The 10083-nt window shown below is 70.1% G+C and carries 11 protein-coding genes and 1 pseudogene; 5 read left to right on the plus strand and 7 right to left on the minus strand.

The annotated features are described in order from the left end of the window. Nucleotides 1-902: Clp protease N-terminal domain-containing protein (locus IH13_RS0113100; RefSeq protein ID WP_037841253.1), on the minus strand; the 902-nt coding region annotated here is incomplete at its 3' end. A 142-nt stretch (nucleotides 903-1044) separates the two neighbouring features. Here IH13_RS0113100 and IH13_RS0113105 point away from each other — a divergent pair. Beyond that, nucleotides 1045-1446: a pyridoxamine 5'-phosphate oxidase family protein gene (locus IH13_RS0113105; RefSeq protein WP_031084028.1), complete on the plus strand. Its 402-nt coding sequence runs from the start codon at nucleotides 1045-1047 to the stop codon at nucleotides 1444-1446. Nucleotides 1447-1555: 109 nt separating this feature from the next. On the opposite strand, the gene IH13_RS0113110 is transcribed toward IH13_RS0113105, so the two are convergent. Next, nucleotides 1556-1876, minus strand: coding sequence for a Rieske (2Fe-2S) protein (locus IH13_RS0113110; protein WP_031084030.1), 321 nt, complete (start codon nucleotides 1874-1876; stop codon nucleotides 1556-1558). Next, nucleotides 1873-2118, minus strand: a complete 246-nt coding sequence (locus tag IH13_RS0113115; protein ID WP_031084031.1) for a hypothetical protein — start codon at nucleotides 2116-2118, stop codon at nucleotides 1873-1875. Before IH13_RS0113115 ends, IH13_RS0113110 begins: the two co-directional genes overlap by 4 nt. 128 nt (nucleotides 2119-2246) lie before the next feature. On the opposite strand from IH13_RS0113115, the gene IH13_RS0113120 reads away from it, so the two are divergent. Together IH13_RS0113120 and IH13_RS0113125 are read left to right on the plus strand one after the other, a co-directional pair. Then, entirely contained in the window at nucleotides 2247-3230 is a 984-nt protein-coding gene (locus tag IH13_RS0113120) for a hypothetical protein (RefSeq protein ID WP_031084033.1), read from the plus strand. A 124-nt stretch (nucleotides 3231-3354) separates the two neighbouring features. Then, complete coding sequence (locus tag IH13_RS0113125; RefSeq protein WP_031084035.1) at nucleotides 3355-4365, plus strand: helix-turn-helix domain-containing protein; 1011 nt, start codon at nucleotides 3355-3357, stop codon at nucleotides 4363-4365. Between the two features lie 36 nt (nucleotides 4366-4401). On the opposite strand, the gene IH13_RS0113130 is transcribed toward IH13_RS0113125, so the two are convergent. The 4 genes from IH13_RS0113130 to dnaK all read right to left on the minus strand — a co-directional run bounded on the left by IH13_RS0113130 (nucleotide 4402) and on the right by dnaK (nucleotide 8628). Further along, nucleotides 4402-4848, minus strand: a complete 447-nt coding sequence (locus tag IH13_RS0113130) for a heat shock protein transcriptional repressor HspR (RefSeq protein WP_014155378.1) — start codon at nucleotides 4846-4848, stop codon at nucleotides 4402-4404. Between the two features lies 1 nt (nucleotide 4849). Then, nucleotides 4850-6046: a molecular chaperone DnaJ gene (gene dnaJ, locus IH13_RS0113135; protein ID WP_031084037.1), complete on the minus strand. Its 1197-nt coding sequence runs from the start codon at nucleotides 6044-6046 to the stop codon at nucleotides 4850-4852. A gap of 93 nt (nucleotides 6047-6139) precedes the next feature. Beyond that, on the minus strand, nucleotides 6140-6781 hold the full coding sequence (grpE, locus tag IH13_RS0113140; RefSeq protein ID WP_031084039.1) for a nucleotide exchange factor GrpE: 642 nt from the start codon (nucleotides 6779-6781) through the stop codon (nucleotides 6140-6142). Then, nucleotides 6778-8628, minus strand: a complete 1851-nt coding sequence (gene dnaK, locus IH13_RS0113145) for a molecular chaperone DnaK (protein ID WP_031084041.1) — start codon at nucleotides 8626-8628, stop codon at nucleotides 6778-6780. The genes grpE and dnaK overlap by 4 nt, the downstream gene beginning before the upstream one ends. Nucleotides 8629-8933: 305 nt before the next feature. Between dnaK and IH13_RS0113150 the strand changes: the two genes are divergently transcribed. Continuing rightward, a complete protein-coding gene (locus IH13_RS0113150) occupies nucleotides 8934-9668 on the plus strand; it encodes a sugar transferase (RefSeq protein WP_082317592.1) in 735 nt (244 codons plus the stop codon). 91 nt (nucleotides 9669-9759) lie between these two features. Further along, nucleotides 9760-10083: pseudogene (locus IH13_RS0113155) on the plus strand (Fe-S oxidoreductase); the annotation flags it as partial.

Genomic DNA, 10083 nt, shown 5'->3' on the forward strand with positions numbered 1-10083 from the left:
AGCATGTTGCCCGCGTCCATCGCGGAGTCGCCGCCGGCACCCGCGCCGACGACGGTGTGCAGCTCGTCGATGAAGGTGACGATCTGGCCGTCGCTCTCCTTGATCTCGGAGAGGACGGTCTTCAGGCGCTCCTCGAACTCACCGCGGTACTTGGCGCCCGCGACCATCGCCCCGAGGTCCAGGGAGACGAGACGCTTGTTGCGCAGGGACTCGGGGACGTCGCCCTTGACGATGCGCTGCGCGAGCCCCTCCACCACCGCGGTCTTGCCGACGCCGGGCTCACCGATGAGCACGGGGTTGTTCTTGGTGCGGCGCGACAGCACCTGCACCACGCGGCGGATCTCCTGGTCCCGGCCGATGACCGGGTCCAGCTTGCCCTCGCGCGCGGCGGCCGTGAAGTCGGTGCCGAACTTCTCCAGGGCCTTGTACTGGCCCTCGGGGTCGGGAGTGGTCACCCGGCGCCCTCCCCTGCTCTTCTCGAACGCGTCCAGCAGCTTCTTCGCGCCGGCGCCGTGTTCCTGGAGGATCTCACCCGTGCGGCCGCCCTTCGCCGCGACGGCGATCAGCAGGTGCTCGGTGGAGAGGTAGTCGTCGCCGAGCTCCTTCGCCCGCTGGTCGGCGTCGGCGAGGACGGCGAGCAGGTCGCGGCTGGGCTGCGGCGGGGCGACGGTCGACCCGGTGACGCTCGGCAGCGAGCCGAGGAGCCGTTCGGTCTGCTCGCGCACCGCCACCTGGTCCGCCTCGACGGCGGCCAGCAGGTCGGTGATGTTCGCGTTGTCCTCACCCGCGAGCAGCGCCAGCAGCAGATGTGCGGGGGTCAGGTCCGGGTGACCGTCCTTGACGGCCCTGCTGGTGGCCGCGTTGAGGGCATCCCGGCTCTTGTTGGTCAGCTCGGCGTCCACGGGCGCTGTCTCCTCCTCGTACGGGAACGGGTGGGGTCGGGAACTATGACTCTGACAACGTGTACAAAGTTGAGTCTATTCCACTCAAGGACGAAACCCGGCCTCCGTACGCTCCCGGATCCCCCCTCTCTAGGCTGACCCCATGCCTGACGTACGCAACCCCGGCCCGGACTACCTCGCCTTCTGGCGGGAACGCCATGTCTGCACGCTGACCACCCTCCGCCCGGACGGGACACCGCACGTGGTGCCGGTCGGCGTGACCTACGACCCGGATACCCGGATCGCCCGCGTCATCACGAGCGGTACGAGCCGGAAGGTCGCCCATGTGCGGGCCGCCGGCCCGGAGGGAGCACGGGTCGCGGTCTGCCAGATGCAGGGGCGCCGCTGGGCGACGCTGGAGGGGCGCGCGGTGATCCGCACGGAGCCGGAGCAGGTGGCGGACGCGGTACGCCGCTACGCGGTGCGGTACGAGCGCACGCCGGCGCACAATCCCGAGCGGGTCGTCATCGAGATCGCCGTGGACCGGGCGCTCGGCAGGGGCTGAGGGGGCCGGCGCGTCCCCGGGCAGCACAACGGCGCCATCGTGTTCAGGTCACGATGGCGCCGTTGTGTGGGGGAAGCGCCTGAACGACATGGAACGACGGGGGAATCGTTCAGGCGCTGCGGGGGGTGGCGGAAATGGCTTCTTGTTCGAACAGCTCGTGGTCGCGCTGGTCGAGATTGACGAAGATCATGCCGTACCTGACGGTGCAGCGGACCGGTTGCGGGGCTCCCCGGGGCCGGCGGAGGCACCGGTAGGCGCGGATGTCACCCTCCGCCTCCATCACCACGACGACCGGCTCCCCGAACAGGGTGACCATCAACGAATCGCCCTGGCGGGTCAGCGCCGAGAGCAGATCGATGAAATGCCACCCTGACCGATAGGCCGTGGCCATCTCCCGGCGAAAGGTACGGTCGTCCGGCGGGGTGCTCATGCGTGCACTGCGCCCGTCGGCATGCTCCAGCTGATCTCCCGCGTGCTCACGGGCGCCCCCCAGCTGATCTCGCCGGGCGCCGATACCGCCTCGACGGACCAACTGATCTCGTCCGGCGCGGACTTCGCCCGCTCCGACCAGCTGATCTCGCCGGAGCCGGACGCGCTGCCGGCTGCTACGCCAAAGCCCAGTGCCGCCACGAAGGCGGCGGCAAGCACCGAGCGAAGCATTCGCTTATACATAGTCGGCTTCGTCCTCACGTGTGGTTTCCTCTCCCCCGCACCCACGACGATGTCTTACCCGCCCCCCAGGACGCCACCGGGACGATGCATCATGTTCCTGCATGTTCAGGAAGCTGGGGGGTGGAGATATGACCACAAGCGACACAACACGGACACATCCTCACGGGGTCACCGAACTGTGCGACGACGGCAGACGCCTGTACGCCAGCGCGCTGCGCTCCGGCCGCATCTCACGCGCGGAGGTCGGCCCCGCTCCCTGCCTGATGGATTTCGCGCTCCTGCACCCGGATCCGGACGACACGGCATGGCTCCGGCCGGTCCCCCCGTCCGCGGCCCTCGCCCAACGCCTGCACCCCATCGAGCGGGAGATCCTGGAGCGCCGGCGGCGTTCGGTCGAACTGGCCGAGTGCTTCGAGCCGTTCATGGACATAAGCGCCCAGGACCCGTCGACCACCCACGCCATCACCGTCCTGGAGGGCGGCAACCGGATCAACGCCGCGCTCGACCTCGCGACCGCCGAGTGCCGCACCGAGGTGCTCACCGTGCAGCCCGGCGGCGACCGGGGCGAGGACCGGCTCAGCGAGGGCCTGGAGCGCGCGCTGTCCGTCGTCGACCGGGGCGTGAGCATGCGCACGCTCTACCAGCACACCGTCCGGCACAGTCATGGAACACTCGCCTACGCGGCACGGCTCGCCCAGGACAAGGTGGAGATCCGGACACTGGAGGAACTCATCGAGCGGCTCCTCGTGTTCGACCGCACGGTCGCCTTCATCCCCGCCCAGAACGACGACCAGGTCGCCCTCGAACTCCGTCACCCGGGGCTCGTCAACTATCTCGTGAAGGTGTTCGAACAACTCTGGGCCCGTGCTTCCCCGCTTCTCGGTGAACTCCAGTACGACCCGCCCCCCAAGGGGATCAGCGGGGTTCAGCGATCGATCGCCCAACTCCTCGTGGAGGGACACGTGGACGATTCGATAGCCCGCCGCCTCGGCATGAACGTACGGACGTGCCGGGCCCACATCGCCAAACTCAACGTCGCGCTCGGCAGCGGTAGCCGCGCCCAACTCGGCTACCTCATCGCACGGTCAGGAATTCTGGAAAAGGATTCCTGACCGTGCGACGGTCCGGCCCCCGTACCCGGGCGTCCCCCGCCCCCGGGCCGGTTCCCACACTCTCCTGTCGTCGGCCGTTGCGCCACCGTCATCTTGTTGCACTGCATGAAGTGAGGGGTCTCGAATGGGCACAGAAGAGGTGAGAGCGGCACACCCGCACGGGCGGCTGGAACTGTGCGACGCCGCGGTGCGGCTCTACGGGAACGCCCTGCGGCACGGCCGGATAGCCCGCTCCGAGCTCGCGGACACCCCCTGCCTGACCGACATGTCCCTGTTGCTCGCCGACCCGCAGGACAGTGCCTGGATGCGCCCCGTGCCGCCCTCCGCCGCCCTGGCACAGCTGCTCCAGCCCCTCACCCGGGAGCTGGACGAGCGCGTCCGGCTCGCGTCCGCGCTCAGCCGGAGCCTGGTGCCCCTGACCACCCTCGCGAGTACCGACCCCGACCACGCGATCACGGTCCTCGACGGCCGCGAGACGATCGAGGCGGCCCTGCGCGAGTCGACCGCCGCGGCCACCGACCAGGTCCTGACCGCCCAGCCCGGCAGCAACCGCCCGGAGGACGGCATGGAGCGGGCGATCGCCAACGCCAGGACCGCCATCGGACGCGGGGCACGCCTGCGCCACATCTACCAGCACCCCGTCCGCTACAGCCCGACCATCAGGGCCTACCTGGACCTCTTCCCACCGGACCAGCTGCGGGTCCGCACCACGGAGCTGACGGTGGAGCGGCTCATCATCTTCGACCGGACCGTCGCCTACATCCCGGCCTCGCCCGACCGCGTGGCGGCCCTGCAGATCCGCCACCCCGCCCTCGTCGCCTACCTGACCCAGGTCTACGAAGTGCTCTGGGCCCAGGCCACCCCCTACGCCGAGCAGCTCCCCACCACCACCCCCGGCGCCCCGGTCACCGCCGTCCAGCAGAGCGTCGCCCGTCTCCTGGCCGAGGGCCACGTCGACGACGTGGTGGCCCGCAAGCTCGGCATCAGCGTCCGCACCTGCCGCTCGCACGTCTCCAAGCTCATGCAGACGCTCGGCGCCCACAGCCGCACCCATCTGGGCGCGCTCCTCGTACGGTCGGGCATCGCGAACCCGGAACCGGCGGCGGCGACGCGAAGGCCCGCTCCCGGAGCGTGAACTCCCGGAGCGGGCCCGGACGGCCTGCGGTACGCCTCAGTCCTTCGGCCTCTTGGGCCGCCAGACCACCAGCGCGCTGGTCTGCTGCACGTCCTGGTACGGGACCAGGTCACGGCGGTAGGACGCGTGCACCTGCGCCTCGCGCTGCTGCATGGCGACGGCCGCGCCGTCCACCGCGGCCGAGAGCTCGGCGACGCGCTGCTGGAGCGCGGCGACCTGGTTCTCCAGCTCGATGATGCGCTTGATGCCCGCGAGGTTGATGCCCTCGTCCTGCGACAACTGCTGCACGGTACGCAGGAGTTCGATGTCACGGGCCGAGTAGCGCCGGCCGCGCCCGGCCGTGCGGTCGGGTGAGACCAGGCCGAGGCGGTCGTACTGGCGCAGTGTCTGCGGATGCAGACCGGAGAGCTGGGCCGCGATCGAGATCACGTACACCGGTGATTCGTCGGTCAGCTGGTACGGATTACGTCGACGGCCGTCCATCTCAAGCTCCCTTCGCCGCCTGGAACAGCTCCGCCCGCGGGTCCTCCCCCGCGGTCGCCTCGCGGTAGGCCTCCAGCGCGTCCTGCGCGTCCGCCCCGAGGCCCGTGGGCACGGACACCTCCACGGTGACCAGCAGGTCGCCCCGGGTGCCGTCCTTCCGCACGGCGCCCTTGCCGCGGGCCCGCATGGTACGCCCGTTCGGCGTGCCCGCGGGGAGCTTCAGGGTGACCGGGGGGCCGCCCAGCGTGGGGACCTTCACCTCGCCGCCGAGGGCCGCCTCCACGAAGGTGACGGGCACGGTGACGGTGAGGTTGTCGCCCTTGCGGCCGAAGACCGGATGGGCGTCGACGTGGACGACGACGTAGAGGTCGCCGGCCGGGCCGCCGCGCTCGCCCGGGCTGCCCTTGCCGCGCAGCCGGATCCGCTGGCCGTCCAGCACGCCGGCCGGGATGCGCACCTGCATGGTGCGGGCCGACTTGGCCCGGCCGCTGCCCTTGCAGACCTCGCAGGGGTCCTGGGCGATGAGGCCCCGGCCCTTGCAGTCCACGCAGGGGTCGGTGAGCGAGAACCCGCCGCCGGTGCCCCGGGAGACCTGGCCGGTGCCGACACAGGTCGGGCAGACCCGCGGGGTGCCGTTCTTGTCGCCGGTGCCCGAACATGCCTTGCAGGGCGCCTGGCTGGACATCCGCAGCGGGACCGTGGCCCCGTCGACCGCCTCGGTGAAGCTGAGCGTCACCTCGGACTCGATGTCCTGGCCCCGGCGCGGCTGCACCCGTGTGCCTCCGCCGCCGCGGTTGAACAGGCCGCCGAAGACGTCACCCAGACCGCCGCCGCCGAACCCGCCGGCGCCGCCCGGGCCACCGCCCGGGGCCCCGCCGCCTCCGAAGAGGTCGCCGAGGTCGAAGTTGAAATTGCCGCCCGCGCCGCCGGGGCCGCCGGGTCCCGGCCGGAACCCTCCGCTGCCGAAGAGCGCGCGCGCCTCGTCGTACTCCTTGCGCTTCTTGGGGTCGCCGAGGATGTCGTTGGCCTCGGAGATCTCCTTGAAACGCTCCTCCGCCTTCGCGTCACCCTTGTTGGCGTCCGGATGGTACTCGCGGGCGAGCTTCCGGTAGGCCTTCTTGACCTCGGCGTCGGTGGCGTCCTTGGGGACGCCGAGGACCTTGTAGTAGTCCTTCTCGACGAAGTCCTTCGTGCTCATCGACGTCCCTCCTTCCGGACGATCGGCCGTGCGGCCGGCCCGGTGGCCGGCCGCACGCCCCGTCGGTGTGCACCGCGGTGGTCGGACCTGATGTCAGACCTCCTCGGTGCCACCGCTCTCCTCGTCGTCCGCCTTCTCTTCCTTGGCCGCCGCGGGCGCGGCGCCCGGCTGCGGCTCGGCCACGGCCACCCGCGCGGGGCGGATGGTGCGTTCCCCGATGCGGTACCCAGGCTGCAGGATCGCCACGCAGGTCGTCTCGGTGACGTCCGGCGCGTAGCTGTGCATCAGCGCCTCGTGGATCGTCGGGTCGAAGGGCTCGCCCTCCTTGCCGAACTGCTGGAGGCCCAGCTTCGCGACCACCGTCTCCAGGGACTCGGCCACCGACTTGAAACCGCCGACGAGCTCGCCGTGGTCCCGTGCCCGGCCGACGTCGTCGAGCACGGGCAGGAGCTCGCTCAGGAGACCCGCGACCGCGACCTCCTTGACGGCGACCCGGTCGCGCTCCACACGACGGCGGTAGTTCTGGTACTCGGCCTGGAGCCGCTGGAGGTCACCCGTGCGCTCGTCGAGCGCGGTACGGGCCTGGTCCAGCTGGGCCGTCAGAGCCACTGCCTGCTGCGCGTCCCCGGCCGGGGCCGCCGCCTCCTCCTCGGAGGGGGCGGCCTTCGGCTCGGCGTCGTCGGAGCCGGAGGGGACGTCGGGCTTCTCGTCGAAGTCCGGAGTCTCCTCGGTCACGCCGCACCACCCTTCGTGTCCTTCTCGTCGTCAACGATCTCCGCGTCCACCACGTCGTCGTCGGCCTTGGACTGGTCGCCCGCAGCGTCCGCGCCGGGCGCGGCACCTTCGCCCTGGGAGTTGGCGTACATCGCCTGTCCCAGCTTCTGGGAGACGGCCGCGACCTTCTCGGTGGCCGTGCGGATCTCGGCGCTGTCCTCGCCCTTGAGCTTCTCCTTCAGCTCGGTGAGCGCGGTCTCCACCTCGGTCTTCACGTCACCGGGGACCTTGTCCTCGTTGTCCTTGAGGAACTTCTCGGTCTGGTAGACGAGCTGCTCGCCCTGGTTGCGCGACTCGGCGGCCTCGCGGCGGGCGTGGTCCTCCTCGGCGTACTTCTCGGCCTCTTCGCGCATCCGGTTGACCTCGTCCTTCGGCAGCGAGGAGCCGCCGGTGACGGTCATCTTCTGCTCCTTGCCGGTGCCGAGGTCCTTGGCGGCGACGTGCATGATGCCGTTGGCGTCGATGTCGAAGGCGACCTCGATCTGCGGCACCCCGCGCGGGGCCGGCGGCAGACCGGTCAGCTCGAACATCCCGAGCTTCTTGTTGTACGCCGCGATCTCGCGCTCGCCCTGGTAGACCTGGATCTGCACGGACGGCTGGTTGTCCTCGGCCGTCGTGAAGATCTCCGAGCGCTTGGTCGGGATCGTGGTGTTGCGCTCGATGAGCTTCGTCATGATGCCGCCCTTGGTCTCGATACCGAGGGACAGCGGGGTGACGTCGAGGAGCAGGACGTCCTTGACCTCGCCCTTGAGGACACCGGCCTGGAGCGAGGCGCCGATGGCGACGACCTCGTCCGGGTTCACGCCCTTGTTGGCCTCCTGGCCACCGGTCAGCTCCTTGACGAGCTCGGCGACGGCCGGCATACGGGTCGAGCCACCGACGAGGACGACGTGGTCGATCTCGGAGAGCTGGATGCCCGCGTCCTTGACGACGTTGTGGAACGGGGTCTTGCACCGCTCCAGCAGGTCGGCGGTCAGCTGCTGGAACTGCGAGCGCGTGAGCTTCTCGTCCAGGTGCAGCGGGCCCTCGGCCGACGCCGTGATGTAGGGCAGGTTGATCGTGGTCTCGGTCGAGGACGACAGCTCGATCTTCGCCTTCTCCGCGGCCTCGCGGAGACGCTGGAGAGCCATCTTGTCCTTGGACAGGTCCACGCCGTGGCCGTTGGCGAACTGCTTCACCAGGTAGTCGACGACGCGCTGGTCCCAGTCGTCACCACCGAGGTGGTTGTCACCGTTGGTGGCCTTCACCTCGACGACGCCGTCGCCGATCTCCAGGAGGGACACGTCGAAGGTGCCGCCACCGAGGTCGAAGACGAGGATCGTCTGGTCGTCCTTGTCGAGCCCGTACGCCAGCGCGGCGGCGGTCGGCTCGTTGACGATGCGCAGGACGTTCAGGCCCGCGATCTCGCCGGCCTCCTTCGTCGCCTGGCGCTCGGAGTCGTTGAAGTACGCCGGGACGGTGATCACCGCGTCGGTGACCTTCTCGCCCAGGTAGGACTCCGCGTCCCGCTTCAGCTTCTGCAGGATGAAGGCGCTCATCTGCTGCGGGTTGAAGTTCTTGCCGTCGAGCTCGATCTTCCAGTCCGTGCCCATGTGGCGCTTGACCGAACGGATCGTCCTGTCGACGTTGGTGACCGCCTGGCGCTTGGCGACCTCGCCGACGAGCACCTCACCGTTCTTCGCGAAGGCGACGACGGACGGCGTGGTCCTGGCGCCTTCGGCGTTGGTGATGACGGTGGGCTCGCCGCCTTCGAGAACGCTCACGACGGAGTTAGTCGTGCCCAGGTCGATGCCGACCGCACGTGCCATTTCGATTCCTCCAACTGACTACTTGAGTGGATCTGACTCAAGGATGCATCACACCCCGGGCAGAGTCAAAGGACCTGAGCCGATTCGGCTCAACTTACATGCGGACCCCCGCCTCCATCAGGCATTTCCGCTCCGAAGAGCCGCAACGGGTCCCTGCCTGCGAAGCTCCGGAGGGCTTGGCCCGCGACACCGGGAGACCGCCGTACGCCACACACCCCCCACCCACCTTCGCACCGTGGGATCGTTCTGTCACAAATTGCGGCGAGACGGTCATATACGGCACGTCCAGGATCCGGGCAGGTGCGATGCGGAACGCGAAGCGGGCGGCGTTGAACGCGGTGGACGCGGCACGAGGGGCGGGCCCGCCGCCCGCGTCCGGAAGGGCGCGAGGAGCGGGCCGAGTGGCGGCGCGGGAGGCTCTGGAGTCGGCCCGGGAGGCGCTGACGCACGCCGCGGGCTCCCTGGCCGCCCGCGCGGCGGCGGTGACCGCCAAGCGCGCGCTGGACCTGACGCTCGGCTCGGCCCTGCTGCTCCTGGCCGCGCCCGTGCTCGGGGTCGCCGCCCTGGTGCTGGCCGTCCACGGGGCCCGCCACGGGGGAGGGCCGCTGCGCCGCGAGCCGCGCATCGGCCTGGGAGGCCACCCCTTCGAGCTCCGGTCGCTGCGCACCCGCCGGTTCCGGCTCGACCTGCTGTCCCGGCTCCCGCACGTCGTACGCGGGGAGCTCTCCCTGGTCGGCCCGCCGCCGCCACACCCCGACGACCCCGCGCTCCGCGACCCGCACACCCACCCCTGGTGGCGGGAACTGCGCCCCGGATTGACCGGCCTCGCCCAGGTACGCTCCCGCTCCCACATGCCCTGGGACGAACCCGCGCTCCTCGACGCACACTACGCAGAGCATCATGGGACAGGACTTGACCTGGCGATCCTCGCGCAGACCGCACGCATCCAGCTGCGCACGGCGCTGCGCGGGCCCGGCCGGGGCAAGGCACCCCTGAGCGACACAGATCACCGCCTGCCCGGCTACAGCGGGGAGGAATAAGTGGATAGTGTCAGCACAGACTGATTAAGTTACTGCTTAGTAATCACCTGTACGCGCTGGATCCCACCCTCGCAGGCCCGAGGAGCCCCACATGCAACTCGCCGCGATCATCGTGTCGCTGGTGCTGACTGTCGTCGGCGTTGCGCTCATCGCCCGAGCCGTCGCGCAGATCTACCGGTTCGTCCGCATCGGACAGCCGGTACCGGCGGGCAGTCGCACCGACGACCCCAAGCAGCGAACGATCACCCTGGTCAAGGAGTTCCTCGGCCACACCCGGATGAACCGGTGGGGCATCGTCGGCTTCGCGCACTGGTTCGTCGCCATCGGCTTCCTGACCCTGCCGCCGACCCTGCTCCAGGCGTACGGCCAGCTCTTCCAGGCCGACTGGGTGCTGCCGATCGTCGGCGACTGGCTG

The sequence above is a fragment of the Streptomyces sp. NRRL WC-3549 genome (assembly GCF_000721935.1).
Lineage (GTDB): Bacteria > Actinomycetota > Actinomycetes > Streptomycetales > Streptomycetaceae > Streptomyces.

Bases quoted from the DNA above. Each gene is read 5' to 3' on its own strand.
- IH13_RS0113105 (WP_031084028.1), top strand. From the start codon at position 1,045: ATGCCTGACGTACGCAACCCCGGCCCGGACTACCTCGCCTTCTGGCGG.
- IH13_RS0113110 (WP_031084030.1), bottom strand. From the start codon at position 1,876: ATGAGCACCCCGCCGGACGACCGTACCTTTCGCCGGGAGATGGCCACG.
- IH13_RS0113115 (WP_031084031.1), bottom strand. From the start codon at position 2,118: ATGTATAAGCGAATGCTTCGCTCGGTGCTTGCCGCCGCCTTCGTGGCG.
- IH13_RS0113120 (WP_031084033.1), top strand. From the start codon at position 2,247: ATGACCACAAGCGACACAACACGGACACATCCTCACGGGGTCACCGAA.
- IH13_RS0113125 (WP_031084035.1), top strand. From the start codon at position 3,355: ATGGGCACAGAAGAGGTGAGAGCGGCACACCCGCACGGGCGGCTGGAA.
- IH13_RS0113130 (WP_014155378.1), bottom strand. From the start codon at position 4,848: ATGGACGGCCGTCGACGTAATCCGTACCAGCTGACCGACGAATCACCG.
- dnaJ (WP_031084037.1), bottom strand. From the start codon at position 6,046: ATGAGCACGAAGGACTTCGTCGAGAAGGACTACTACAAGGTCCTCGGC.
- dnaK (WP_031084041.1), bottom strand. From the start codon at position 8,628: ATGGCACGTGCGGTCGGCATCGACCTGGGCACGACTAACTCCGTCGTG.
- IH13_RS0113150 (WP_082317592.1), top strand. From the start codon at position 8,934: ATGCGGAACGCGAAGCGGGCGGCGTTGAACGCGGTGGACGCGGCACGA.